The organism is Ruegeria sp. CDSC021, from assembly GCF_059610845.1.
In genome coordinates this window covers 68,769-95,127 of the sequence record NZ_JBXWOK010000001.1, presented here as the reverse complement: position 1 = coordinate 95,127, position 26,359 = coordinate 68,769, and the positions used below count along the sequence as shown (strand labels likewise).

Genomic DNA, 26,359 nt, shown 5'->3' with positions numbered 1-26,359 from the left:
TGTACTTAGCTAAAGACAGACACCACAGAACGTCCAATTCCAAAGCATCGCTCCTACTCCTCGCGCTTCCAAGACCCAAACCATCCACAACACCTCGCGTCCCTCTTCCCCCGGACCACATCACCTGCCATAATGGGGGAAACTCAAAAACAAGAGCAGCCCATATGCCCGACGATCTGTTGACGCCCGAAGCGACCAATACCTATGACGCCTCATCCATTGAGGTGCTCGAAGGTCTTGAACCTGTTCGCAAACGCCCCGGCATGTATATCGGCGGCACGGATGAGCGTGCGCTGCACCATATGGTCGCTGAAATCCTCGACAACTCGATGGACGAAGCGGTGGCAGGCCATGCCAACCGGATCGAGGTCGAACTGCACGCAGATTACGCCCTGACCGTGCGCGACAATGGGCGCGGCATTCCGATCGATCCGCACCCGAAATTCCCCGACAAATCCGCGCTTGAGGTCATCCTGTGCACATTGCACGCGGGTGGCAAGTTCTCGGGTAAGGCGTATCAGACCTCGGGCGGTCTGCATGGGGTTGGTGCATCTGTGGTCAATGCTTTGTCGGATTCCATGGTTGTTCAGGTGGCCCGGGACAAACAGCTGTTCGAACAACGCTTCTCGCGCGGAGTACCTCAGGGACCGGTTGAAAAGGTTGGTGCTGCCCCCAATCGGCGCGGCACCACTGTGACCTTCCATGCCGATCCCGACATCTTTGGCCACCACAAATTCAAACCCGCGCGGCTGTTCAAATCCATCCGCTCCAAAGCCTACCTTTTCTCGGGCGTCGAAATCCGATGGAAAACCGCCATCGATGACGGCGAAACCCCGACCGAGGCGACGTTCCACTTTCCCGGCGGGTTGTCGGATTACCTCAAGGAAACGATGAACGGCTCGTCCACCTATGCCGATCAGCCCTTTGCCGGCACCGTGGATTTCCGCGAAAAATTCAACGCCCCCGGCAAGGTCGAATGGGCGATCAACTGGACCCCCTCACGCGACGGGTTCATCCAATCCTACTGTAACACCGTCCCCACGCCCGAAGGCGGCACCCATGTGGCAGGCTTCTGGGCCGCTGTCCTCAAGGGCATCAAAGCTTACGGCGAGCTGATCAACAACAAAAAGGCCGCGCAGATCACCCGCGACGACCTGGTCACCGGCGGCTGCGCCCTGGTGTCCTGCTTCATCAGCGAGCCTGAATTCGTCGGCCAGACCAAAGACCGTCTCGCCACGGTCGAAGCACAGCGGCTGGTCGAAAACTCGGTCCGTGACCATTTCGACAACTGGCTGGCCGCGGATAACAAATCCGCCGGAGCGATCCTCGACTTCCTCATTCTAAGGTCCGAGGAACGCCTGCGCCGGCGAGCCGAGAAGGAAACACAGCGCAAGTCCGCCACTAAGAAACTTCGTCTCCCCGGCAAGCTGGTGGACTGTTCCAGTTCAACACGGGACGGCACCGAATTGTTCATCGTCGAGGGCGACTCGGCGGGCGGCTCGGCCAAGATGGGCCGTAACCGCAAAACACAGGCGCTGCTGCCCCTTCGCGGCAAAATCCTGAACGTGTTGGGCGCGGCCAGTTCCAAGCTGGGCACCAATGCCGAGATCAACGATCTGACCCAGGCGCTGGGTGTCGGGCTTGGCACCCGTTTCAACGTCGATGACCTGCGCTATGATAAGATCATCATCATGACCGACGCGGATGTCGACGGCGCGCATATCGCGGCGCTGCTGATGACGTTCTTCTTTACCCAGATGCGGCCCATGATCGACGCGGGCCACCTCTACCTCGCCTGCCCGCCGCTGTATCGCCTGACGCAAGGCGCCAAACGCGTCTATTGCCTGGACGAGGCCGAGCGCGACGCATGGATGGAAAAAGGTCTGGGCGGCAAAGGCAAGATCGACGTTTCCCGCTTCAAGGGTCTGGGTGAAATGGACGCCAAAGACCTGAAAGAAACCACGATGGACCCCGCGTCCCGGAAATTGATCCGGGTCACCATCGACGAGGACGAACCCGGCGAGACCGGCGACCTAGTCGAGCGTCTGATGGGCAAAAAACCCGAACTGCGGTTCCAATACATTCAGGAGAACGCGCGGTTTGTGGAGGAGTTGGATGTTTGAAACGAGCTTCAGCCGATAATAGATTTCCCCCACAAAAAAAGATGAACGCCAAGGAAGAAATCCGAGCAATCAATCGCACGATAGCAGTTTTTAGTACGTGTTGGGCATTGACTATAATCTGGGTCTTGTTCTTTCCTCACCTATTTCCAACTACCGGCATCTCGCTATCCAAAGCGTACATCTTTATCTTTGCTTGGTGGCCAGCGGCGTTGTTGCTGTATCTAATAAAAAAGAGTGTGTACAAACGCCAATGAGGCAAACGCTTTCGCACATCAGAAAGGACTAACGTGGCGAAACCTGCGACCTTGCTGAGCGCCTGATGGGCAAAAAAACCGAACTGCGGTTCCAATACATACAAGAGAACGCGCGGTTTGTGGAGGAGTTGGATGTATGATAAACACGATTTCACAAGTAGAGCTTAGATCGTCAAATTGGATTTGCAGGGTCAGTATGTACCGAAATTGCCCGTAAATTTCAGCGAAAATCCAGTTTCTTTAAAATTGATGGGATGAGAAAATTAGAATTTTTCTTTCACTTTCTTGTTACATAACACTCCTGATTGTTTCTGTAGTTTACGGCCAACCATCAGCCGCACAATACGAAAAAGCTGGTTCAGATAGTGCACGCTCAATTTCAGAGTGGTTGATGGATATTGACCCCACTTCTTCTAGAAATCAAGAAATTCGAGATCGACTTGAAAAGTGTATAGCTGATCTCGGAATCGTTGAATTCTCCGAAATTGCACCATCTGATACAGGAAACTTAGTAACTGTGAGAGTAAACAATGTTACCAGCATACCAATTTCAGGCCTCATTGTAATATCTAATGACAAGGTAATTGAATTACTGGAATTGGATGGCCGAGCGATTATTGAATTCGACCCTATTGCACCGGGAGAATCCGCGACTTATTCAGAGCAGGTATTTGATGTTCGAGATTTATTTCCAAATCGAATTCAAGTTCAAACAATTGCGCTGGATGTAATAGATACTCAGGGAGTGCAAATTATCGACGATCTTTTCATGGCAAACTGGCCCAATTTGAAATCACAAGAAGATTTGGATTTCGCAGTTAAAACGTTTTGCGAAAAACGCTAGATGAAATGAATAAATACAGGCAATCGTTGGTTAGATGCTCGCACCCATATATTTACGCACTGCAATCAATGATGGGTGTAAATGCCCATCCTACTCTGTTTTCTCATCCAACCACTCCACTATCTGCCCGGCAGGCCCTTCCCACCCCGGCTCCATGAATAGAAAATGCGCGTGGTTCTCGACCGGCAGAAACGTCGCGCGGTCTCCGTAGAGTTTCGCCAACTCACGGCAGGTGTTGGGGTTCACGGCCCGGTCCTCGGTGCCGGACACGATCAGAACCGGACAGTCGACCTTGTCGATATCCACCTTCATCGCGTGGTGATCGTCGAACATCCAAAAGAACATCTCGAACATCACCCGGCCGCTTTCCGGGCCAAGCTGGTCGAACACCTCATGCCGCTGCGCCTCGGGCATTTTGTTGAGTGCAAAGGGCGCCATCAGATCGAACTCAACGCGCATGGGCTGTTTCCAGAACGCCCCGCCCTCCATCAACGCACGCGGAACGGCGCGTTCGTCGTCGGTTTCGGGCAGTGTGCCCCACGGCGCGTTCGGGTTGATCAGAACGATGGCGCTGGCCAAGCCGCGCGCTGCCACCTGCTGCGCCACAACGCCTGCGATGGCGTGACCCAGCAGCACCGGTTTGCTGTCCAGCCCCTGCACGAACTCTGCAATGTCGTTGGCATAATCGGTGACGCTGACGTCGGTCAGGCCCGGATCGGGTTCGGCCTTGGGGTCGCCGCCATGGTACCGCAGAGCAGGCGTGTGCACGGTCCAGCCCCGGTCGCGGAAGAACCCCGCGTAATCGGCCATACACCACGGTCCGGCAAAGGCTCCGTGGATCAGAACAATCTCTTTGGTCATGGAAACGCCCCCTCACCTGCCATCACTATGAGAGATGAGGGAGCGGATCGGCAAGAGGCTTACAGCGCCGCTTTGAACAGCGCTGTCAGGTTGTCCTCGGTCAGTTCAATCGGATTGCCGCCGCAAGAGGGGTCGATGATCGCCCCCTTGACCAGTTCGGGGATTGCCGCATCGGTCACTTTCATATCCGAGAGTTTGCGGGGGATACCCAGCGAGTCATTAAACTCCTGCACAAAGGCGCGGAACCCGTCAAAGCCTCCATCGATGCCCAGATAGGCCGCGGCCTGCTGGAACCGGTCGGCGATGGCGGGGGCGTTGAACTCTAGCACCGCGGGCATGCAGACTGCGTTGGTCGTCCCGTGATGGGTGTTGAACACCGCGCCAATCGGGTGGCTCATCGCGTGGATCGCGCCGAGGCCCTTTTGAAAGGCCGTGGCCCCCATCGCTGCCGCGCTCATCATCTGGGCGCGGGCTTCGATATCGGTGCCATCGGCATAGGCGCGCGGCAGGTAGTCCTTGACCAGCCGCATCCCCTCGAGCGCGATGCCGTGTGACATAGGGTGGTAATGCGGGCTTGAGAACGCCTCGACACAATGGGCAAAGGCGTCCAGACCAGTGCCAGCGGTGATGAATTTCGGCATTCCCACGGTCAGTTCCGGGTCACAGATCACCACGGTTGGCAGTACCTTAGGGTGAAAGATAATCTTTTTCGCATGAGTTTCCGAATTGGTGATGACGCTGGCGCGCCCGACCTCGGACCCGGTGCCAGCGGTGGTCGGAACCGCAATGATCGGAGCAATGACATCGGCATCGGCGCGGGTCCACCAGTCGCCAATATCTTCGAAATCCCAGACCGGGCGCATCTGACCGGCCATGAAGGCCACCATCTTACCCAGATCCAGCCCCGAGCCACCGCCAAATGCGATTACCCCGTCATGGTCGCCTGCCCGATACGCCGCAACGCCGGCCTCAAGGTTCTTCTCATTGGGGTTCGGGTCCACTTCGCTATACAGGCCACGCCCCAGACCCGCAGCCTCAAGAATATCCAGCGTCGCCGAGGTGATCGGCAGATCAGCCAGCCCCTTGTCCGTGACCAGCAGAGGGCGTTTCATTCCGGCCGCAGCGCAGGCTTCGGGCAGTTCCTTGATGCGGCCAGCGCCGAATTTGATCGCGGTCGGATAGGACCAGTTTCCAGACAGGCTCATGATGTCACCTTCTTCAGATGGTAGGATTTGGGGCGGGTAAGGTTGTGATAGCCGATGACAGAAAGACCACCGCCACGCCCGGTATTCTTGCAACCGGTCCAGCACAGGCCCGGATCCAGATAATCGGCGCGGTTCATGAAGACGGTGCCAGTTTCAATCTGGTCCCCGACCTGCGCGGCCCGGTCCACGTCGCGGGTCCAGAGGCTGGCGGTCAGGCCAAACTCGCTGTCATTCATCAGCGCGATGGCTTCGTCATCCGACGACACTTTCATGATTCCAACTACGGGGCCGAAACTCTCATCCCGCATCACCCGCATGTCGTGTGTGACATTGGTCAGGATTTGCGGGGTCAGATATGCCCCCCCATCATCCTCGGGGAAAGTGTCGATATGGGTAACTGCGCCATCCGCGACTGCCTCGGCAATCTGCGCGCGGACCTCATCGGCAAAGCGTATATTGGCCATCGGTCCAATCGTCGTCTCTGCATCCAGCGGATTGCCCAGCTTATAGCCCTGAACAATCTCAACCGCTTTGGCAACGAACGCATCATACAGGCTTTCGTGCACATAAATCCGCTCAATCCCGCAGCAGCACTGGCCCGCGTTGAACATCGCACCGTCGATCAGCGTATCAACAGCTGCGTCCAGATCGGCGTCGTCCATGACATAGCCTGGATCCTTGCCGCCCAACTCGGTACCGACCCCGGTGAATGTGCCCGCCGCCGCACGTTCCATCGCCTGACCACCACCGACCGAGCCAGTGAAGTTCACGAAATCAAACGCATTTCCAGCGATCAAATCGTTAGTCACATCATGACTCAGGAACACATTCTGGAACACATTCTCAGGAACACCTGCCGAATGGAAAGCCTGCGCCATCCGCTCACCCACCAACAAGGTCTGGGTCGCGTGTTTCAGCACCACGGTATTGCCCGCAATCAACGCCGGGGCCACCGTATTGATCGCAGTCATGTACGGGTAGTTCCAGGGCGCCACGACAAAGACAACCCCATGCGGAATGCGTTTGATATAGCGCCTGAAGATCTCATCCTCGCCCACCGCAATATCGGCCAGTGCACCCTGCGCGATCTCGGCCATATGGCCGGCGCGCTCGTTGAACCCGCCGAACTCTCCGCCGTAGCGCACTGGGCGCCCCATCATATGGGCCAACTCGGGCACGATTTCGTCATTCATCGCACCAACAGCGGCGACACCCGCCATCACAAGATCAATTCGCTCTTGTAATGGGCGTGCTGCCCAGGCTGTTTGCGCTTCCCTGGCCCGCGCGGCCACCTCAAACGCTGCTTCGCGCGATAAGGTTTCGCGCTCAGCATAAACCGATCCATCGATCGGCGAGATGCATTTCAACATCTGCCCCATCTCCACTCCATCCTCTAAAAAGCAGAATCTCCTGCTTTATCTGGCCAACACAAACCTCGGGGGCCGTCATTGATGCGCCATTGGCTCAAGCACCAATAGCGGCAGGCAGGGCCCCCAGCTTCGTCCACCCTCAGGCCCTTTCGAACCCGCGGGCAATTTCCCAATCAGTAACCACGCTTTCGAATTCCTCGATTTCCACCTCGGCGGCGCGCGCATAGTGATCAACAACTTCGTCCCCCATAGCGGCCCGCAACATGGTTGAGCCAAGCAGGGCATCCCGCGCAGCGGGCAGGTTCCCGGGGATCATGCCGGACTCGCTCTGATACGCATCGCCTTTGGTTGGTGGCTCAAGCTCCAACCCTTCCTTGATGCCCGCGATACCCGCCGCCAACATACCAGCAATCGCCAGATACGGGTTCATATCCGAGCCCGGAATACGGCATTCCACGCGAACCGATTTGGTTCCATCACCACACAGTCGGAAACCGGCGGTGCGGTTGTCGACCGACCAGATGATCCGCGTCGGCGCAAAACTTCCTTTTTGGAAACGCTTGTAGCTGTTGATGTAGGGGGCCATGAAACACGTATAATCGGCAGCGTATTTCAACAACCCGGCCATATAGCTTTTCATTACTGCCGACATGCCGAGCGGATCTTTTTCGTCGAAAAAGATTGGCCTTCCCTCAGACCACAGCGACTGATGCACATGGGATGAACTACCAACCTTGTCATGATGCCATTTCGGCAGGAACGTGGCCGCATGCCCGTGCTGCCAGGCGATTTCCTTCACCGCATTCTTGGCGATCGAGTGATACTCGGCCGTTTCCATGGCGGCGGCGTATTTGATGTTCAACTCTTCTTGACCGGTCTCGGCCTCGCCCTTCGTATTCTCGACCGGGATGCCCGCGTTCCACAAATGATTGCGGATGGGACGCATCACATGCTCTTCCTTGGTGGTCTGCAGGATATGATAATCCTCATTATAGCCCGAGATCGGCGCCAGATCGCGAAAGCCTTCCTTGCGGATCTGGTCAAAGCTCTTCTCAAACAAAAAGAACTCCAACTCGGTGGCGCACATCGCGTCGTAACCCATGGCTTTCAGGCGTTTGACCTGTTTCTTCAGGATCGACCGGGGCGCGTGCGGGATCTCTTCATGCGTGTGGTGATCCAGAACATCGCACATCACCATCACCGTGCCCTCAAGCCACGGCACCGGGCGCAAAGTGCTGAGATCAGGTTTCATGACGTAATCGCCATAGCCCCGCTCCCAGCTGGTCGAGGCATATCCGTCAGGCGTGCCCATTTCCAGATCTGTCGCCAACAGATAATTGCAGCAATGGGTCTCTTGCCAAGCGCCTGCCACAAAGTGACCGGCATGAAACCGTTTGCCCATCAGCCGCCCCTGCATGTCCACCATGCAAACAAGAACGGTGTCTACTTCACCTGCTTCAACCTTGGTTTTGAGGTCCGCCAACACAACATCATGACCCATCATGTTCATCCTTCATCACAATCGGGCCCACCGCGCCCCTGTTCCCATCGACGGCCGTTAGTCTTCGGCCGCTTCTTTCTCCATTTCCATAACCAACCGCGTTTCCAGAACCTGTCCGCTTTTGTAGAGGATCGGATAGGCGATGGCCGCGATATGGCCGTGCAGATCGCGCATAGCGCGCAGTGCCTCCAGATGCAGATCGCTGGACTGGAAACTTTCCGTTTGACCACGCTCCAGCCGCTTTAGATGCGCCTTGCGGCTGTCGCGGGACATCCTTTTGATCTCGGCCTTGTCCAGAACAAGACGGCGGGCACAGTCGACGTCATCCACCAACAAAACGTGTCGCGCCAGCGAAAAACTTTCCTGAATGGTGGCGTGTAAATCCTTGAGTTCTTTCCACCCCTGGGCGGAAAACTCGGCCCTTTCCATGTGTTTAATCTTTGCTGAACGCGTCATTCTGTTCGACACGACATCTCCAGCGGCCTCGAGCCGAATAGCGTATTCCACCAGACCACGGGCGGCTTTGATCTGAGACTTGCTCATATTCTGCCGCGGCAACCGCGCGACAAAGCGTCGGATTTCCGTCAACTGGGCGTTTACCATTTCATCCTGCTGCGACAGGGCAGCAATGGTATCAATGTCGTCACGCTCATAGATATCCAGCACCGGGCGGAACATGCGTTCGACCTGCGTGACCATCTGCAACAATTCGTGGCGCACCGAGGACATCGCAACATCAGGGCCTGTGGCGCTGGGGTCGCCTAGCGGATTAAGAGCACCCGAGAACTGATCTGCCACACCAGATTCAGGGTCGGTCTCGGGCATGAGCAAAGCCATCGGCGCTTCCATCCGGGTGACGAATCCGGTTGCCAGCAGAAACACCACGAGGTTGAAACCGATATGGGCAAAGATCAACGATTGCCCCGGCCCGCTGATCATCAATGCGGCATGGGTCCCGGTGACGTTGACAGCAAACAGCATCACAAGCGCCGCACTGCCGCGCAGCAACAGGTTGGCTATCGGTATCCGGCGGGCCGAAACGATCTGGTCGCGCGTCAACCAGATCGGAATAAAGGCCGAGCCCAAATTTGCCCCCAATACCAACGACAAACCCGCCGCGAATGGGATTGCCCCGATCTGTACCAGCGTCACGCACATCAGGATTGTCGCAACCGAGCTGTGCATGACAAAGGCAAGCACAGCCCCAACGATGAAGGCACTGAAATAGTCGCTTTCAAGATAGCCCGCGATAGCTGGCAAAAAGGCACTTTCACGGATCGGATCAACTGCATCGCGCAAAAATTGCAGTGATACCAAAATGAAGGCCACACCCAGAACAATCCGCCCCATCAGGCGAACATTTGCCCGATCGGATTTGAGGTAGAGCCACCCGCCCAGCGCCAGCAATACCGGCTGCAACCATCCCAAATCATAAGACAGTATCTGAATGACCAGAGCCGATCCCAGATCGGCCCCCAAAACCCCCGCCAGGGCGATGCCAAAACTGACCATTCCGGCCGCCGCAAACCCTGTCAGCAAAACCGCCACGGCGGCTGAACTTTGCAGGATCGTAGCCAGAACCATACCCGCGCCACCGGCGACAAAACTGTTTGAATGTCGGGTCAAAAGCGATTGAAATAGCGCGCCAAATCGCCGCTCAATCCCCGTACGAACCAAGCGAACGGCGAAAAGCAGCAACATGGTTGCGGCAAAAATCTCGATCAGAAAACCAGCGATGGCCATGTGTTCATACCCCGTCCGACCGGTGAGCAGCACTGTGCATCCGGTTTCGCATCTCTGTTATTGGGATTGATATGAACATAAGAGGTGTCGCCAGGTGATGTCCAAACCCGACGCGAGAGGAGTTACCCGCGTCGGGAAGTTGCTTATTATCCGTAACGATAAGGCCGACCGGCCTTGAGCATGTCGGCGTTGTATTGCTTGAATATCTCAACAACCCTCGCCTTGATCTCAGATTCTGCTGCAATCTCATCCCAGAATGCGATTGCCGCGCCTTCGACCTGTGCCCATTCCTCATCCGGGATCGTGGTCAGCTGCATTTTGTCTCCATTGACCCGCAAGCTGGCCTCGCCGCCCCAGTACCACCACTGGCGGTAATAATGCGACTGGTCACAGCATACACGGAACAGGGTTTGCAAATCTTCCGGCAACTCGTTCCAGCGATCCATGTTGGCAAAGAAAGACCCGGCCCAGGCGCCTGAGATGTTGTTGGTCAGGAAGTAGTTGGTCACATCCGCCCAGCCGACAGTGTAATCCTCGGTGATGCCCGACCATGCGATGCCGTCCAACTCGCCGGTCTGTACGGCGACCTCGATATCTTCCCATGGCAGTGTAACTGGTACCACACCGAACTGGCTGAGGAAGCGACCCGCTGTTGGGAAAGTGAAGACACGCTTGCCTTGCAGATCCGCCAGGCTGTTGATTGGGTCCTTGGTGGCGAAATGGCACGGGTCCCAGGCGCCCGCCGAGATGTGCTTGACCCCGACTTTCGAGTATTCTTCGTCCCAGATTTCGTTCAGACCGTACTGATTGAACAGAACCGGTACATCCAGGGAATAGCGCGAGGCAAACGGGAAATAGCCGCCGAACACTGTGACATCGGTGGGCGACGCCATTGAGTCATCATCGGACTGTACCGCATCAATGGTACCTTTCTGCATGGCACGGAACAGTTCGCCTGTCGGAACAAGCTGGTCAGCATAGAACAGCTCGATCTGCATCCGGTCACCGGCGATCTTGTTGAACATCTCGATTGCCGGGTCGATCACATGCGCCGCCAGCGCAGGACCGGCATAGGTCTGCATGCGCCACGTGATCGTGCTTTGAGCCAGCGCCGGTGCGGCCAGAGGTGCGGCTGCGACCCCTACCCCGGCGGTTTTCAGAAACTTACGTCTTGTCGTCATGTCAATTTCCTCTCTGTTGAAGTGCTTCGTGCCTCTTCGAAAGGCATTCTTGTTAATTTCCATAGACATAGCCGGGCAGCCAAAGAGCCAGTTCCGGGAAGATCATGATAATCGTAAGCGCCAGAACCATCACGGCGACGAACGGAAAGATCGAGCCATAGATATCCCTCAGCGTGATTTCTGGTGGGGCCATCGCGCGCATCAGAAATAGGTTATAGCCGAAAGGCGGTGTCATATAGGCGATCTGTGTGGTGATCGTGTACAGAACCCCGTACCAAATCAAGTCAAAGCCCAGCGCACCAACCAGCGGTACATAAAGCGGGGCGACAATGACCAGCATCGCGGTGTCGTCCAGAAACGTGCCCATGACAATAAAGCTGAGCTGCATCAAGATCAGGATCATCCAGGGTGACAGGCCCAACTGGTCGGTGAACAAGTTGTCGATTGCCTTCACCGCACCAAGCCCGTCGAAAACCGCGCCAAAGCCCAGTGCAGCCAGGATGATCCACATGAACATGCACGATATCGCCAGCGTATGCTTGGTACAGGTTTCAAAAATCGCCCAGGTCATTCGACGTTTGGCCACCGAAACCACCAATGCCGCCAGCGCTCCGATGGCCGAACTTTCAACCAGTGACGTCCACCCGTTCACAAAGGGCACCATCATCGCAGCGAAGATAATCAGCGGCAACGCACCCGCGCCCAGCAACCGGATTTTCTCGGCCCGCGGAACCTCGTGCGCGTCTTTCATCGCTGGACCAAGCTCGGGCTGAATGCGACAGCGGATCCATATATAAAGAATGAACATGCCAGCCATCATCAGGCCGGGCACGATCCCCGCCAGCCATAACTGTCCCACAGGTTGACGGGCGATCATCGCATACAGCACCAGAACCACCGAAGGCGGTACAAGGATACCCAGACTGGACCCGGCCTGAATAACACCGGTCACCATCGTCTTGTCATACCCACGCCGCAGCAGTTCGGGCAGCGCAATGGTGGCCCCAATCGCCATCCCGGCCACGCTGAGGCCATTCATGGCAGAAACCAAGACCATCAAACCAATCGTCCCGATGGCAAGCCCGCCATTCACCGGTCCCATCCAGACATGGAACATGCGATACAGGTCATCCGCCAGCCTGCTTTCGCTGAGCACATAGCCCATGAAAATGAACATTGGCAGGGTCAGCAGCGGATACCACTTCATCAGCTTCATCGCGGCTGAAAATGTGATGTCCTGCCCTCCGGTTCCCCACAATGAAAGCGCCGCGATCGTCGCAACCGCACCGATCGCACCAAAAACGCGCTGACCTGTGAACAGCATCAGCATCATCAACGCGAACATGAAGATGGCGATATATTCCTGGCTCATGCCCGCTGTACCCCGATTTCCTGCCCGTTGATCCGCGCAATGTCTTTGAAAAATTCCGAGACTGCCTGCAGCAACATCAGGAAGAAGCCCAACACCATGATGGATTTGACCGGCCAGATATACGGTCGCCACGCGGTCGAGGAACGTTCAAGCCGACCGATCTCTTCACTGCCGGTCAGCAGTCCGGTGAAGTAGGAAATGGGTTCGTCGCCCCAATAACCAAGGCTGTACGCCGTCGATCCAAGCCCACCGTAGAACAGCACACCCAGATAGAGGATCAGCAAAAGCACGGTGAACGCATCGAACCACGCTTTTCGTTGGGGGCTCCAGTTGTGGTAAAACAGGTCCATGCGCACATTCGAACCCAGCTGGATCGAATATGGCCCACCCATGATGTAATAGGTCACCATCGCAAACTGTGCCATTTCAAGTGTCCAGAGCGACGGTAGGAAGAAGGTCTTTGATATCGAAGACCACAGCAGGATGCCCATCATGACAAACAGGCCCCACATCATGACCCGCCCGATCCGATAGTTGATCGCATCCACGATACGGACATATGCGCTCATCGCTTTGATCACGCTGACGCCCCTTCCTGAAAACCGGACAGAACACGCGCAATCCAGGGCACCAGGCAATCGGCCATCTCTGCCTGCTGCTTAGGCGTGCGGATCAAGTCATTGCGGATCTCGATCATCACGTTCAGCAAGCGGTGGGGCAGCGCCTGGGTATCCAGTGTATGAGCTACTCCATCCGCCGCAGAATAAGGCTCATTCAGCCTGATGAGAAAAGGGCTGCCGATAGCTTCGTCAGCCATCATCGCTGTGGCAAACTGGTTGTCCACACCGTGCAGAATACCCAGTTCGACCTGCCGTTTCTGCCCCAGATAGATCGGCGTGAAACTGTGGATTGTCACCATCAGCCTAAGTGAAGCGCTGTGCTGATCGATCAAATCCGACAGAGCGGCGCAAAACGGCTGATACACGTTTTCGATTCTGGCCACTCGCTGCTCGGGCGACATGTTGATGTTCGCCGGGATTTCGTAATCCTCGCTGCGGATCGGCATTGCACCCGCCGCCTCGGGCGGGCGATTGCAGTCATAGACCAGCCGAGACACCCCGCCATGGACCAAAGGTGCTGACATGCGTTTGGCCATAGCCTGCGCCACGACCAGTGCGCCTGGATCCCAGGCAATATGACTTTCGCGTGCTTCAGCGCTTAGCCCCATATCGCCCAGAAAAGCCGGGATACGATTAGACGCATGTTCGCACACCAGCACGACCACAGGCGCATTGCCCGCCAAATCCGTATGAACAACTTTGCCGAAGTCCAATCTACCGTCCTGCGATTCCAAAATGAGACATTGTGGAAAAATTTCCACAGACCGCATCATCCTGTCAATATTTTTTCTGTATAAATTTTTCCAAGCTTGATCTTGCTGAAAAATTATTCACATTATGGTCTGGTCGCATAATAGGAGGACACGCCAGTGCGGGTGACAGACAGGCTTCTGGCCCATCGGGACAAGATGACCCCGTCTGAACGGCAACTGGTCAGCGTTCTGCTGGATGATTACCCGATGGCCGGGCTGGGTAGTATTACCGAATTGGCCAGTACCGCCTCAGTCTCGACCACTACGGTTGCACGGATGCTGCAAAAGACCGGTTTTGACGGATATCCTCAATTTCAGGCCGCGCTGCGTGGTGAGGTCAAAGAAATGATCTCGGGGCCAGTAGCCAAACGTGATGTCTGGCAGAATGACCTGCCCGAAGAACATATCCTCAACCGCTATTCCCAGCGTTCTCTGGCCAACCAGAAGCGCACAATCGACGAGATCGACCCCGACGAATTCGATAGCTTCTGCAGCCTGTTGAGCGATCAGAACCGGCGTATTTTCATCACCGGTGGCCGCATTACCGGAACACTGGCGCAATACCTGTATCTGCACCTGCAAATGATCCGACCGGATGTCCGCCTGTTGCCGGTCGCCGCATCCTGGACCCATGATCTGTTGGACGTGCGTCAAGGGGATGTGCTGATCGCGCTGGATGTCCGGCGCTATGAGAATGCGAGCCTGCTGATTGGTCAGCTCTGCCACGAGCGCGGGGCCGAAATCGCGCTGTTGACCGATCAGTGGCGCTCGCCAATCCACCGGCTGGCCAAACACACATTCGCGGCGCGCATCTCGGTGCCTTCTGCCTGGGATTCGATGGCTGCGATACTGACCCTGATGGAATGCGCCATAGCCGAAGTTCAGGAACGGCTTTGGGATTCGGTCAAAGATCGCACGGTCGAACTGGAACAGGCCTTTGATCGCACCAAGCTGTTTAGGAAATTCGGTCAAAGTTCGGGCTCTTAGCTTCGGATTGTTCCAAAACTACAACTGCCCGTGAGGAGTGTTGCCACTTGACCGGCGGTTGGTCACTTTGTTTCCATGACATTTATTACCGAAAACCAGCTGCCGCTGCTGATTCTGTTTTTTCTGATCGGCACAGTTGGCACAGCGTTCCTGTTTCGCAAGCCAGCCGGGCATCGCGCATGGAAACTGGCTGATCTGGTCTGGGTGGTTCTGGGCGGGGTCGGCGCATTGGTTGCGGTGATGGCCGGGCTTTATACAGCGGACAGTTCCCGTCTGGACCGGCAGATTGACGTTGCCTATGCCGCAACGCTTGCCTTTGACCGCGACGCCGCGCGGTTTCGTTTGCGGTTCTGCGACCCGGCCTATGACAAGGATATCGGAGCGCTGTGCGAAAAAGTTGAGTTCCTTTCAGCCTCAACCGCAAGCAACGCTGACCTGCCCTTGTTTATTGCCGTAACAAACGAAGTCGCCCCTCTGAGGGGGCTACAATTCCTGTTTGGACGGCAGGCCCGGGAAGAGCGCGATGACATGCGCGCGATGACATCGAAGGTGCACTCATTCGACGTCGACCAGTTTCTTGTGTTCACAACGCTGGATGACTCGACACAGGAAGCTATCGACAATCTGCGCAGGAAAGTTCCCGCAATCGCAGGCGACTATTTGATCTTGGCTCAAAGTTACGATGATCTTGTCACTCAGGTTGGCAAGCTTAAGGATGAATGGGAATATTTGCAGGAAAACGGGCATATTCTGGTGCTTCAGATCATTGCGCTGTGCCTTGTCAGTTTCGCCGCCCCGTTCCGGCTGGGCAAATCCATTGTCGAACTCAGAACGACGCTTACTGCCGGTACGCCCGCGCCAACCGCTCGGGATCAGCGCCCAGAAGATAGCGGGTCAGAGTCCACAGATTCCGACCACCACGACGCAACCACCCCGCCCGTTCGTACCGGTCCGCGCTCGTAAAGGCGCGGGCGGACAACAGCGTGATGCGGCGCAACTCTTTGGCAAGCGCCACGTCCTCCATCAAGGGCTGTTCCGGGAAACCGCCTGCATCTTGATATTCAGAACGCCGGACTAGCAAGCCCTGGTCACCATAGGGCAACCCAAAGATCCGGCTACGAAGATTGGCCCATCCGGCAACCCAGGATGGCGCAAAGCCCGCGGCCACAAAGGCCAGTCTGAACGCCGCAGGTCGCCCGGAGGGCAGATGATCCCGCACAACATTGCTCCACCCGTCCTGCAAAACCGTATCCGCATGAAGTACCAACAGCCAATCGGCTTTGGCGGCTGCACAGCCACGGCGCAGCTGCCCCCCGCGCGAGGCTTCTCCGGTCACGATCCTGGCCCCAGCATTCTCTGCGATTTCATGGGTTTTGTCGGCGGAGCCAGCGTCCGACACAATTAGCTCGTGGATCAACCCTGCGCGCAGCCCTTCCATCAGCGCCCCAAGTGTCGCAGGCAAGGTTTCGGCCGCGTTCAGGGTTGGAATTACAATACTGATCGGTGCCGGCACGTCGGATATCCTCTGGTCTTATGAGCGACTTCTCATATATCACGAGCACCATGGAAAAGACGAGGACTCTGCCATGCCCAATCGCCGCATTCTGCGCCTAACCGGTGCCGACGTTAACAGCTTCTTGCAGGGGCTGGTGACCAATGACATTGCCGGGCTTGATAATGGTCTGGTCTACGCGGCCCTACTGACCCCACAGGGCAAGTATCTGGCCGATTTCTTTTTGAAACGCCAGGGCGACGATATCTTGCTGGACGTCGCCGAGGTTATTGCCGACGGATTGGTCAAACGTCTGAGCATGTACAAGCTGCGCGCCGACCTAACGATCGAAGCCAGCGGCCTGAATCTGCAACGCGGCACTGGCCTGGCACCCGATGGGGCCCTGCCCGATCCGCGCCATTCAGATATGGGCTGGCGCGCATATACGGAAGATGCCGAAAGCGAGGACGGAACCGATTGGAACGCGATCCGCGTGCTCCATTGCATTCCCGAAACCGGAATCGAACTGACCGCGGACAGCTATATTCTGGAATCAGGGTTCGAGTTGCTGAACGGCGTTGATTTCAAAAAAGGGTGTTATGTCGGTCAGGAAGTGACCGCGCGCATGAAACACAAGACCGAGCTGCGTAAAGGGCTGCGCACGGTAAATGTCGCGGGCACCACGCCTGTCGGAACCGAAATAACTGCTGACGGGAAATCCGTGGGGCGCCTGTTTACCCAAGCGGATGGCCAGGGGATCGCATATCTCAGGCTCGACAGGGCCAAGGGTGATATGCAGGCGGGCGACGCGACCGTGCGCCTGAAGGAATGAAAATTCTCGAATACAGCCTGGTCATGGCCCCGCCAGCCCCGGAACCATTTGATCCGCCCAGCACAGGCTGCCAAACTAGGTTTGGTTCAGTGATCCGGGTGAGTTGATGTTTCGTCTGTATAAAGCAATTTGGCGTGCCAGTTCCGCCCGGCAGATCATCCTTATCATCCTGTCTATTGCGGTTGCCGCTCTGGCAGCCGTCCCGCTGGAGTTTCAGCGCGATATCATCAACCACCTGACCTCGGACGATGTATCTGTGGACCGAATGATCCTGCTTGGTGCGGGTATGATGGTGGTTATCTTGCTGAGCCTGGGGCTGAAATGGCTGCTCGGCTATCGGGCGGGAACATTGGGCGAGGATATGATCCGCCTGATCCGGCAAAGGCTGCTGGTCCGGTCCGCCGATCTGGATGAAACCGGCGAGACCATGCGCAAGGGGACCATGACTACCGCCATTTCTGCCGAAGCAGAAGAGCTGGGTAAATTCGCAGGCGGTGCCTTTTCCGACCCGGTGGTCCAAATCGGCACTCTGATCAGCGTGATTGGTTATATCTCGTCTACACAGCCGGGGTTGGGTTTGATCGCTTTTTCGATGGTCGCGCCGCAGATCATCATCGTTCTGGTTTCGCAACGCAAAGTGAACGTCTTTGTCGCCGAACGCGTTCGTATACTGCGCCGCGCCACCGACAGTTTGACAGCAGAAAAGATTGACGCGGCCGCGCACGAGATCGAAGCGGAATTCGACGAAATCTACGAAACTCGCCGAAAGATGTTCATCTGGAAGCTCTCGGCCAAATTCCTTCTAAGCGTGATCAATGGCGCCGGGACGGTTGGGGTTCTGATGCTGGGTGGCTGGCTTGTCCTTCAGGGCAGAACCGATGTCGGCACAGTTGTTGCCGCCACCAGTGGGCTCAGCCGTATTCAAGGCCCCACGGCTTTTCTGATCGCCTATTATCGCCAGGTCAGCGCAAACCGGATCAAATTCGAACTGATGCTCGAACTATTTGGCCCGAACCCCGAAAAATACCGACGCGTCAAAGACTAAAAATAGAAAGAACCGCGCAGCGCGGGCTGTCGCGGTTCTCGGTGTCTTGAAGCAGAAGTGCAGTTACGCGCGTTCCGAATAGTCCATGGTTTCAGTATTCACCACGATCATTTCATCTTGGCCCACAAATGGTGGCACCATGACTTTTACACCATTGTCCAGAACGGCCGGTTTGAACGAGTTCGCAGCGGTCTGACCTTTGACCACAGGCTCGGTCTCGACGATCTTGCACGTCACTTTCTGTGGCAGTTTGGCGTTCAGTGCCTCACTTTCGTAAAATTCTACGACGATAGTCATGCCGTCCTGCAGAAACGGGCGGCGATCACCCAACAGATCAGCGGACAGTTCGATCTGCTCATAGGTCTCGGAATCCATGAACACCAACATGCCGTCGGATTCGTATAGAAACTGCTGGTCTTTCTGTTCCAGGCGAACACGCTCGACCTTGTCAGCTGAGCGGAAACGTTCGTTCAGTTTGGAACCATTGCGCAGATTGCGCAGTTCGACCTGTGCAAAAGCCCCGCCTTTACCGGGCTTTACATGATCAACTTTGACAGCGGCCCATAGCCCATCGTTATGCTCAAGCACATTGCCGGGGCGAATTTCGTTCCCATTTACCTTGGGCATGACTTAAATCCTTCACAAACGGTTGATGCGTCAGTCGCGCACCCTATATCTGGCGTGGCCGCACCTGACAAGACAACGACACCTTGTGCTGCAGCCGCAGCAAGCTATGCGCGTGACGCAACGCAACTATGCACATTAGGTGTATCCGAATCGCACTTAATAGGTCATAAGAACCGTCACGCCGAAAATGCAAGAGCAAGAACAACAAGGAAGACGAGATGAGAGATTTCGTTGACGGCACCGCCTTTAACAATGAGCAAGGCAACCGTGCTCGTAAACTTTTCGCAGCCGTCGTTTTGGCTGCGCTGGATGATGCTATCGCCGACGACAAAAAGTATGGCAATGGCCCAGAACAGATCGCCCGCTGGGCACGCTCGCGCGATGGGCGCGAAGTGCTGTCTTGCGCGGGTATCGACCCAAATGAACGGGTTGTCAGCGGATTGATGGATTTCGTTGGTCGCGGTGTGCGGACTTCGGTCGCTCTTTCGCGCGAAGAAAGCGAGCGCCGCAACGCCGCCCAACAGGCCGAAGCCGCCTGATCACAGACACGAGTCTGTTTGAAAAAACGCGCCTCCTATTGATGGAGGCGTGTTTTTTTGTTGCATAGACCCCGAATATGAATTCCGGTGCGAAACTGCGCCCTCACCCGATGACTGAAAAATGATGACAATGCCGCGTCATCCGGGGCTTTCCCTTCACCGTCAAATCAGGTCATCTGCGCGTTAGCTAACAGGAGACACGGCATGGTTCGCGCCATCATGATTCAGGGCACAGGCAGCAATGTTGGAAAATCGGTTCTGGTGGCCGGATTGGCACGCGCCTATACGCGCCGAGGCCTGCGGGTTGCCCCGTTCAAACCGCAGAACATGTCGAATAACGCCGCAGTAACCGAAAATGGTGGCGAGATCGGGCGCGCGCAAGCCCTACAAGCGTTGGCGGCACGACGCGCCACACATACGGATATGAACCCGATCCTTTTGAAGCCTGAAACAGATACAGGCGCGCAGATCGTCATTCAGGGCAAACGCGCCGGAACGATGCAGGCTGGCGATTACCGCAAGGATAAATCCAAGCTGATGACAGCCGCGCGCCAGAGTTTTGACCGGCTCTGCACCGACGCTGATCTGGTGTTGGTTGAAGGGGCCGGAAGCCCGGCCGAGACCAACCTGCGTCAGGGTGATATTGCCAATATGGGCTTCGCCTGCGCCGCGGGTGTGCCGGTCGTACTTGTCGGCGATATTCACCGAGGTGGGGTAATTGCTCAGATCGTCGGGACTCAGGCCGTGCTGGATGCTGGCGATCTGGCAATGATCCGAGGCTTTGCCATCAATCGCTTTAAGGGCGATGTATCCCTATTCGACGAAGGTCGCGATGACATCGCCGCTCGAACAGGCTGGGCCTGTATCGGTGTTGTGCCTTGGTTCGACGATGCCTGGAAGCTGCCAGCCGAAGATATGATGGATATCCGGTCCCACAGTGGCGGTTCCTGTAAGGTTGCAGTACCTCAGTTGGAACGGATGGCCAATTTTGATGATCTTGATCCGCTATCGGCAGAGCCTGGCATCACGGTCGAGATCGTGCCCGCTGGCCGCGCGCTGCCCGGCGACGCCGATCTGGTCCTGCTGCCCGGAAGCAAGTCAACCATTGGCGATTTGGCCTACTTCCGTGCTCAGGGCTGGGATATCGACCTCTATGCCCATGTCCGACGTGGCGGCCATGTGTTGGGGCTATGTGGCGGCTACCAGATGCTCGGGAACACCATTGCTGATCCCGATGGTGTGGACGGGCGGCCAGGTACAGTCGATGGATTGGGGCTGTTGGATGTGGATACCGTTATGGTCGGCGAGAAAAAGGTGACCCTGCGGACTGCACGCGCCCTGCCGGGGCACCAACCGCTAACCGGATATGAGATCCATATGGGCCGCACCGAAGGCAACGATTGCACCCGCGCTTGGCTGGAGGTCGAGGGCCGCCCGGAGGGCGCAGCTGATCGGACTGGCCGGATACGCGGAAGCTACCTACACGGTATATTCTCATCCGATCAATTTCGGGCCGACTACCTACAGCTTTTGGGAGTCTCTTCCACCCTGCACTATGAGGACGGTGTCGAAGATACGCTTGATCGTCTGGCCGACCATCTGGAACGACATATGGATCTGGACCGCTTGCTGGAACTGGCTGAAACGCCGATTAAAGGCTGACTTTTACTCGGCTTTTTGCTCGGCCAACGCACGGTAGATTTCGCGGCGAACCATTTTTCGAACGTTCCGCGTAATGCGTTCACCCAGTACGCCCTGCAGTTCTTCACGAACAACCTGCGCAATCAAAGAGCGCAAGCCATCGTCATCAAGCCGGGACATGGCAGCATCTGCTTCTGAACCTGTTGTATCCGCGGCAACCGATACCTCTGGGTCCCGTACAAACACTGCCTTTTCAACAGTCTCAGTCTCTGCATCTGGGGCTTCGTCTTGGGGTTGCCATTCCAACGGTTGATTTGGCGTTCCTGAATAGGCATCTACGCTGTCACCGTCGGGCTCCCACTGATCTTCGGTCCTGGCGATCGCGGCTTCCAGCGCCTCAATTTTGGCACTTAGACTTTTGGCTATGCCCTCTTCCGCAACTGGATCAGGTGAATGCTCTGTAGCCGACTCCGCTTCATCACCCGCAACAACATCGCAGGCGCGCAGAAGCATCGGTTTCACCGATTTTTCAGCGCTGTACGCAGCATCCAGCTTTAAAGGCTGCGTCTCGACACCTGTTTGCTCGCCAACCCTGAGCGCATCAGTCAGAACAAGCCGCCCTGGCTTTCGCTCTGACTTGGAACGCACCAGATCGGGAACTTTTCGACCTTCTTCGCTGACCAGCCGCTTGACCGATGACAGTACGTCTTCGATCCCGGAGTTCACGACATTGTCTGTCATTGTTTTCTACCGCTCTAACCTCAGGTCCGAGTGTAGCCAAACAATGCAGACCTCACAACAGGCAGTATTAGGTCTTTAATCCCGACGCAGTGCTTTCAGGACCCGATCCAGATCTTTGCTCTGCTTGCTGACCTGTGCCGGAGCCTTCTTCACCAGATTATAGTAAAGGGTCGGATCGTAAATCTGAACCGCCAGACCCAAACGCTCGGCCGTGAGCAAACCTTGGGCCTGCAGCAACTGATAAGCCGCCAGAGATCGCTCGGTTCTGGAAGCAATTTCTGCAAGCTGTGCGTCCAGCAAATCCTGCTGAGCAGCCAGCACGTCCAGAGTGGTCCGCGCACCCAAAGTTGCCTCTTCGCGGATACCATCAAACGCAACTTCCGAGGCGCGCACACGTTCCGAAGAGGCCCTCAGGCTTGCGCTTGCAGTTTGAAACCGGACATAGGCATCAGACACACCCTGCGTAATGTTCTTTTGCACATTCAGCAGATTGGCACGTGACCCATCCCGCGAGGCCATTGCGCGGCGCACGCTTGCCGCGAGTCGACCACCCGCATAGATCGGCTGGCTGAAGTTCAGCGAGATACTCGCATCATTCACATAATCGTCGTCATCATAGCTCTCGGTGACGCCCGCATCAGCGTTCAGGCTGACATTCGGACCCAGGCCCGCGCGCTGCTGCTGCACGACCAGATCAAGGGCGCGCACCTGATGCTGGGCGGACAGAATGGATGGGTGATTGCGTTGGGCCAGGCTGACGGCCTCGCTCTGGGACCGGGGCAAGCTTGGCAGGCTGGGCTGACCAGCAGTACGGCCCGGCAGTTTGCCAACTGCGTTCACATATTCCGCCTGAGCAGTGCTCAGATCGCCGCGCGCATTCGCCAGATCGGCCTGCGAGCTTGCAAGCTGAGCCTGAGACAATGCGACGTCTGTGCGGGTAACTTCCCCAACTTCGAAACGATCCTGCGAGGCGCGAAGCTCTTCTGCGGACAGTTCAACGTTGTTTTGACGAATCGATACGGTCTCTTCCTGCAGCAGAACACTCAGGTAAGCGGTCGCCGCGCGGAATAGGACCTGCTGTTCGATATCGATCAGCGCCTGCCGGGTCGACAGCACCGTTTCCTGCGCTGATTGCTTGCCCAGAATCGAGGCTCCGCCATCGTATAAAAGCTGGCTCAGCGTCAGGCCCGAGAAGAAGTTCGAAGGATCAACACTGTTCGTAACACCACTGTTTCTGCTGCGCGTATAGTCTTGGCTAACCGCGACGGTCCAGTTGATAATAGGGCGCAAAGCCGACAGCGCGATCGCCACATCCTCGTCCGCAGCCCGCAGCAGCGCCCGGTTCTGTTCCAGCAAACCGCTGGTATTATAAGCTCCGATGAACGCATCAGTCAGGTTATCGGCCCAAACCGCCTTACCGGGAAACGTGCCCAGAGCAATACCCGCAGTCACTGCCAGAGTCCTGACCAGCTTGCCTCCTGCTGCAAAACGCATGGCGAAATCCTCTCAAATCAAAATAACGCAGCCCTCAGGGCAGTTTGCGTCTTTGTGTTGAACTAATCAAGGCAGCAGATAAATCTGCCCGCCGACTATAGCGAAAATGCACTCTCGGCCGAGAAAGCCTTCAGAACTGGTGCACTGGCGTTGAATGCCTGGCGCCAGGTAACGCGATCGCCTGATTTGTGGCCTATACGGACGGTCCCAAGATCACCTTCCATGAACAGGCAGGCGATACGCCCATGATCCTTAAGTTGGTCAATCAATGCAGACGGGACCTCTTCTACACCGCCCTGGATCATGACCACGTCATAAGGCCCATGCTCGGCAGCGCCCTCATCCAGCGGCCCCACGTGAACGACCACATTATCCGCGTCAGCCTCCATCAGCAGCGTTTGCGCTTCGGCAGCTAGCGCTTCATCCGCTTCCACCGCTACGACCAACTGCGCCATACGGGCTGCAACAGCAGTCGAATATCCCAGCGCCGGAGCAATATCCAGAACAACCTCATCATTGGTAATGTTCAGCACATCCAACATCTTGGCCAGTGTTCTCGGTTCCAGAATGCAGCGTCCAGCCTCAAGTTCTATCAAACCCTCGACATAGGCGGCTTCGCGTTGCGCGTCTGGCACAAAATTCTCGCGCTTGACGGACAGCATGGCATCAATGATCGGGAACTTGGTAACGTCCGAAGGCCGGACCTGCGTATCCACCATGGTGCGGCGGCGGGCTGCGAAATCTGTCATTGGATCGCTCATTCATTTCCCAAGGTTGCTGGGCTTGTGCCACATCCCGGGCAAACCAGCAACGGCCCGCAAGCGGAAACTTTCGTCTGTCGTGAAGATTTTAGAGTGATCCGATTGGGTGAACCAATTTTCAGTTCCTCAAATTTAGACCGAACCCACTGGACGCCCCGGATTAAAGCTGCTAAAACGCCTGTCACACCACGGCAAGTATTTGATATTACTTGAAAAGGCGAGTTGGCGGAGTGGTGACGCAGCGGATTGCAAATCCGTGTACACCGGTTCGATTCCGGTACTCGCCTCCAATACTTTCAAGCAGTTGCTTCGCATTCGGTTTTTCGAGCCTGCGACATGCCGTCTCGCTACATCAGTGCTCTGCTGAGTGAAGCTTGGCACCGGATTGATCAGAAGGCGGTGAACTCACTGGCTCGGCCAGTAAATTTGACCGCTCTATCGATTCCACGCGATATGACCTTTGAAGTAATGGGCCCGCGAATCCTTTCGTCTGGATATCTTCGAGGCGCAAAGCCCAAATTCGCCTGCGGTCATTTTACGTGTGGCTGACCAAACATGCCGCTGACAGGCATTGGCAGGTCGCTTTTCCATTCTCGATGATTTCCGTGCGTCGGCCGCGCTTGACAAGCCCCCTGCCCGTGCCGCATGTCCGATCCGTTGGTGTCTGCATATGCAGATGAAAAGGGAATGCGTCAGCGGTTTACCGTCAAACGCAGCCGCCCCCGCGACCGTGACCGGAGAGGGTGCCCAAAGCCACTGGCCAGACAGGCCGGGAAGGCGGGACATCTGCCAGAGGCCAGCCTCTGACATCCGCAAGCCGGGAGACCTGCCAGCACCCGAAGATGAAACCGGACGGGGTGTTCCGGTGTCGGTCCATGTGCACACGCGTGGCCCGCATGAAACCCCGTCCCCCACAAAGAGGATTGGGGGGATGAGAGACATGACCGAGACCACTCCGGTCGAGCTGCTGGTCTGCACCACCTGCCGCCGCGGCCTGCCCGTCGAGAACGATGCAGATCGTCCTGGGGCGTTGCTGCACAAGGCGTTGGAGCAGGCAGAACTTCCTGATGGCGTCACTTTGAAGGCAGTAGAATGCCTTTCAAATTGCGATCAGGGCTGCTCGATTGTGCTGCGTGGCGGACCCAAACGTTGGACCTTTGTCTATGAGCATCTCGATGAAACCGATCATGTCGAGACCATTGTTGAAGGTGCGACCAAATATCTCGCGACCCAAGATGGCCTCGTTAAATGGCGCGAACGTCCTGAACATTTCCGCAAAAACTGTGCGGCCCGCATTCCCCCGATTGGAGCTTAGATATGAGCAATCTCGAAAAACTGCCCGTCACTGTGATCACCGGCTTTCTGGGCTCGGGAAAGACCACGCTGGTGCGTCATCTGATGCAGAACCCGCAGGGCAAGCGCCTGGCCATTGTGGTCAACGAGTTTGGAGATGTTGGCGTCGATGGCGATATCCTCAAATCCTGCGCGATCCCCGATTGCCCGGCGGAAAACATCATGGAATTGGCCAATGGATGCATCTGCTGCACCGTGGCAGATGATTTCATCCCGACCATCGAGGCGCTGATGGCGCTAGAGCCGCGCCCCGATCACATTCTGATCGAAACCTCTGGCTTGGCCCTGCCCAAGCCGCTGCTGAAAGCGTTCGACTGGCCGGATATCCGCTCGAAAATCACCGTGGATGGCGTAATTGCTCTGGCCGATGCCGAAGCTGTGGCCGCCGGTCGCTTTGCCCCGAATGTCGCTGCGGTGGATGCCCAGCGCCTGGCCGATGACTCGATTGATCACGAAACGCCGCTATCCGAGGTGTTCGAGGACCAGATCTCCTGCGCCGACATCATTCTGCTGACCAAGCCTGATCTTGCTGGCCCCGAGGGGGTCGCCAAGGCCAAGGAAATCATCGCGGCAGAGGCTCCGCGCCCGCTGCCCGTGGTCGAAGTGGCCGAAGGCGCTGTGGATGTACGTGTTGTGCTGGGGCTTGAGGCCGCTGCCGAAGATGACATGGAGGCACGTCCCAGCCATCACGATGGCCACCACGATCACGAGCATGATGATTTCGAAAGCATCATTGTCGAGCTGCCGGAACAGACCGATCCGGCCCAGCTGGTCGCCAATATCGAACGTCTGGCGAATGAACTGAACATCCTGCGGGTCAAAGGCTATGCCGCTGTTACCGGCAAACCCATGCGCCTTTTGGTGCAGGCAGTCGGGGCCCGTGTGCGTCATCAGTACGACCGCCCGTGGGAGCCAGGTGAAGAGCGTCGCTCGCGTCTGGTGGTCATCGCCGAGCATGACGACATCAAAGAGGCTGAAATCCGCGAAATCCTCGTGGGTGTGACCGAGGCTGCCGAGTAAA

23 protein-coding genes, 1 tRNA gene and 1 riboswitch are annotated in these 26,359 nt (G+C 56.6%); of the genes, 10 read left to right on the top strand and 14 right to left on the bottom strand.

Annotated features, from left to right (window positions below; translation table 11 throughout):
• Window positions 1–164: 164 nt before the first annotated feature.
• Complete coding sequence (gene parE / locus AC2FGB_RS00450) at window positions 165–2,123, top strand: DNA topoisomerase IV subunit B (protein WP_496677913.1); 1,959 nt, start codon at window positions 165–167, stop codon at window positions 2,121–2,123.
• Between the two features lie 645 nt (window positions 2,124–2,768).
• The gene (locus AC2FGB_RS00445; RefSeq protein ID WP_496688561.1) at window positions 2,769–3,221 is read left to right on the top strand and encodes a hypothetical protein; all 453 of its coding nucleotides are present in this window, start codon (window positions 2,769–2,771) and stop codon (window positions 3,219–3,221) included.
• Between the two features lie 90 nt (window positions 3,222–3,311).
• Here the strand turns inward: AC2FGB_RS00445 and AC2FGB_RS00440 are convergent, their stop codons facing one another.
• The 9 genes from AC2FGB_RS00440 to AC2FGB_RS00400 all read right to left on the bottom strand — a co-directional run bounded on the left by AC2FGB_RS00440 (window position 3,312) and on the right by AC2FGB_RS00400 (window position 13,787).
• Window positions 3,312–4,082, bottom strand: a complete 771-nt coding sequence (locus AC2FGB_RS00440; protein ID WP_496693366.1) for an alpha/beta hydrolase — start codon at window positions 4,080–4,082, stop codon at window positions 3,312–3,314.
• Window positions 4,083–4,141: 59 nt separating this feature from the next.
• Entirely contained in the window at window positions 4,142–5,287 is a 1,146-nt protein-coding gene (locus tag AC2FGB_RS00435; RefSeq protein WP_496693365.1) for an iron-containing alcohol dehydrogenase, read from the bottom strand.
• The gene (locus AC2FGB_RS00430) at window positions 5,284–6,666 is read right to left on the bottom strand and encodes an aldehyde dehydrogenase family protein (protein WP_496688567.1); all 1,383 of its coding nucleotides are present in this window, start codon (window positions 6,664–6,666) and stop codon (window positions 5,284–5,286) included. Before AC2FGB_RS00430 ends, AC2FGB_RS00435 begins: the two co-directional genes overlap by 4 nt.
• Before the next feature lie 130 nt (window positions 6,667–6,796).
• Entirely contained in the window at window positions 6,797–8,158 is a 1,362-nt protein-coding gene (locus AC2FGB_RS00425) for a glutamine synthetase family protein (protein WP_281971850.1), read from the bottom strand.
• A gap of 57 nt (window positions 8,159–8,215) precedes the next feature.
• A complete protein-coding gene (locus AC2FGB_RS00420) occupies window positions 8,216–9,901 on the bottom strand; it encodes a Na/Pi cotransporter family protein (protein ID WP_142632940.1) in 1,686 nt (561 codons plus the stop codon).
• Window positions 9,902–10,047: 146 nt separating this feature from the next.
• Complete coding sequence (locus AC2FGB_RS00415) at window positions 10,048–11,082, bottom strand: TRAP transporter substrate-binding protein (protein ID WP_142632938.1); 1,035 nt, start codon at window positions 11,080–11,082, stop codon at window positions 10,048–10,050.
• 52 nt (window positions 11,083–11,134) lie between these two features.
• Window positions 11,135–12,454, bottom strand: a complete 1,320-nt coding sequence (locus tag AC2FGB_RS00410; RefSeq protein WP_281971849.1) for a TRAP transporter large permease — start codon at window positions 12,452–12,454, stop codon at window positions 11,135–11,137.
• Window positions 12,451–13,023, bottom strand: a complete 573-nt coding sequence (locus AC2FGB_RS00405) for a TRAP transporter small permease subunit (protein WP_496693364.1) — start codon at window positions 13,021–13,023, stop codon at window positions 12,451–12,453. Before AC2FGB_RS00405 ends, AC2FGB_RS00410 begins: the two co-directional genes overlap by 4 nt.
• 8 nt (window positions 13,024–13,031) lie before the next feature.
• The gene (locus AC2FGB_RS00400; RefSeq protein WP_496693363.1) at window positions 13,032–13,787 is read right to left on the bottom strand and encodes an N-formylglutamate amidohydrolase; all 756 of its coding nucleotides are present in this window, start codon (window positions 13,785–13,787) and stop codon (window positions 13,032–13,034) included.
• Window positions 13,788–13,943: 156 nt separating this feature from the next.
• On the opposite strand from AC2FGB_RS00400, the gene AC2FGB_RS00395 reads away from it, so the two are divergent.
• Window positions 13,944–14,813 (top strand): MurR/RpiR family transcriptional regulator, encoded by an 870-nt coding sequence (locus tag AC2FGB_RS00395; protein WP_496693361.1) that lies wholly within the window; start codon window positions 13,944–13,946, stop codon window positions 14,811–14,813.
• A gap of 838 nt (window positions 14,814–15,651) precedes the next feature.
• On the opposite strand, the gene AC2FGB_RS00390 is transcribed toward AC2FGB_RS00395, so the two are convergent.
• A complete protein-coding gene (locus AC2FGB_RS00390; protein ID WP_496688573.1) occupies window positions 15,652–16,326 on the bottom strand; it encodes a TIGR04283 family arsenosugar biosynthesis glycosyltransferase in 675 nt (224 codons plus the stop codon).
• 73 nt (window positions 16,327–16,399) lie between these two features.
• On the opposite strand from AC2FGB_RS00390, the gene ygfZ reads away from it, so the two are divergent.
• Complete coding sequence (gene ygfZ / locus AC2FGB_RS00385) at window positions 16,400–17,137, top strand: CAF17-like 4Fe-4S cluster assembly/insertion protein YgfZ (RefSeq protein ID WP_496693360.1); 738 nt, start codon at window positions 16,400–16,402, stop codon at window positions 17,135–17,137.
• A gap of 106 nt (window positions 17,138–17,243) precedes the next feature.
• Window positions 17,244–18,182: an ABC transporter transmembrane domain-containing protein gene (locus AC2FGB_RS00380; protein WP_496688577.1), complete on the top strand. Its 939-nt coding sequence runs from the start codon at window positions 17,244–17,246 to the stop codon at window positions 18,180–18,182.
• A gap of 63 nt (window positions 18,183–18,245) precedes the next feature.
• Here the strand turns inward: AC2FGB_RS00380 and efp are convergent, their stop codons facing one another.
• Window positions 18,246–18,809, bottom strand: a complete 564-nt coding sequence (gene efp / locus AC2FGB_RS00375; RefSeq protein WP_496693359.1) for an elongation factor P — start codon at window positions 18,807–18,809, stop codon at window positions 18,246–18,248.
• Window positions 18,810–19,027: 218 nt separating this feature from the next.
• Here efp and AC2FGB_RS00370 point away from each other — a divergent pair, with 218 nt between their 5' ends.
• Together AC2FGB_RS00370 and AC2FGB_RS00365 are read left to right on the top strand one after the other, a co-directional pair.
• Complete coding sequence (locus AC2FGB_RS00370; protein ID WP_108785849.1) at window positions 19,028–19,348, top strand: DUF6280 family protein; 321 nt, start codon at window positions 19,028–19,030, stop codon at window positions 19,346–19,348.
• 204 nt (window positions 19,349–19,552) lie between these two features.
• Window positions 19,553–21,010: a cobyric acid synthase gene (locus AC2FGB_RS00365; RefSeq protein WP_282027318.1), complete on the top strand. Its 1,458-nt coding sequence runs from the start codon at window positions 19,553–19,555 to the stop codon at window positions 21,008–21,010.
• Window positions 21,011–21,013: 3 nt separating this feature from the next.
• Here the strand turns inward: AC2FGB_RS00365 and AC2FGB_RS00360 are convergent, their stop codons facing one another.
• From AC2FGB_RS00360 to AC2FGB_RS00350, 3 genes are all read right to left on the bottom strand, one after another.
• The gene (locus AC2FGB_RS00360) at window positions 21,014–21,730 is read right to left on the bottom strand and encodes a hypothetical protein (RefSeq protein ID WP_496693358.1); all 717 of its coding nucleotides are present in this window, start codon (window positions 21,728–21,730) and stop codon (window positions 21,014–21,016) included.
• 75 nt (window positions 21,731–21,805) lie between these two features.
• Complete coding sequence (locus AC2FGB_RS00355) at window positions 21,806–23,224, bottom strand: TolC family outer membrane protein (protein ID WP_496693357.1); 1,419 nt, start codon at window positions 23,222–23,224, stop codon at window positions 21,806–21,808.
• Window positions 23,225–23,319: 95 nt separating this feature from the next.
• Window positions 23,320–23,973 (bottom strand): protein-L-isoaspartate O-methyltransferase family protein, encoded by a 654-nt coding sequence (locus AC2FGB_RS00350; RefSeq protein WP_142635071.1) that lies wholly within the window; start codon window positions 23,971–23,973, stop codon window positions 23,320–23,322.
• Between the two features lie 228 nt (window positions 23,974–24,201).
• Here AC2FGB_RS00350 and AC2FGB_RS00345 point away from each other — a divergent pair.
• From AC2FGB_RS00345 to cobW, 3 genes are all read left to right on the top strand, one after another.
• A tRNA-Cys gene (locus tag AC2FGB_RS00345) sits at window positions 24,202–24,275 on the top strand.
• Window positions 24,276–24,626: 351 nt separating this feature from the next.
• Window positions 24,627–24,833: riboswitch (cobalamin riboswitch) on the top strand.
• 92 nt (window positions 24,834–24,925) lie between these two features.
• Window positions 24,926–25,300, top strand: a complete 375-nt coding sequence (locus AC2FGB_RS00340) for a DUF1636 family protein (protein ID WP_142632902.1) — start codon at window positions 24,926–24,928, stop codon at window positions 25,298–25,300.
• Between the two features lie 2 nt (window positions 25,301–25,302).
• Window positions 25,303–26,358, top strand: coding sequence for a cobalamin biosynthesis protein CobW (gene cobW, locus AC2FGB_RS00335; RefSeq protein WP_142632900.1), 1,056 nt, complete (start codon window positions 25,303–25,305; stop codon window positions 26,356–26,358).
• The last annotated feature ends 1 nt before the right edge of the window (window position 26,359 follow it).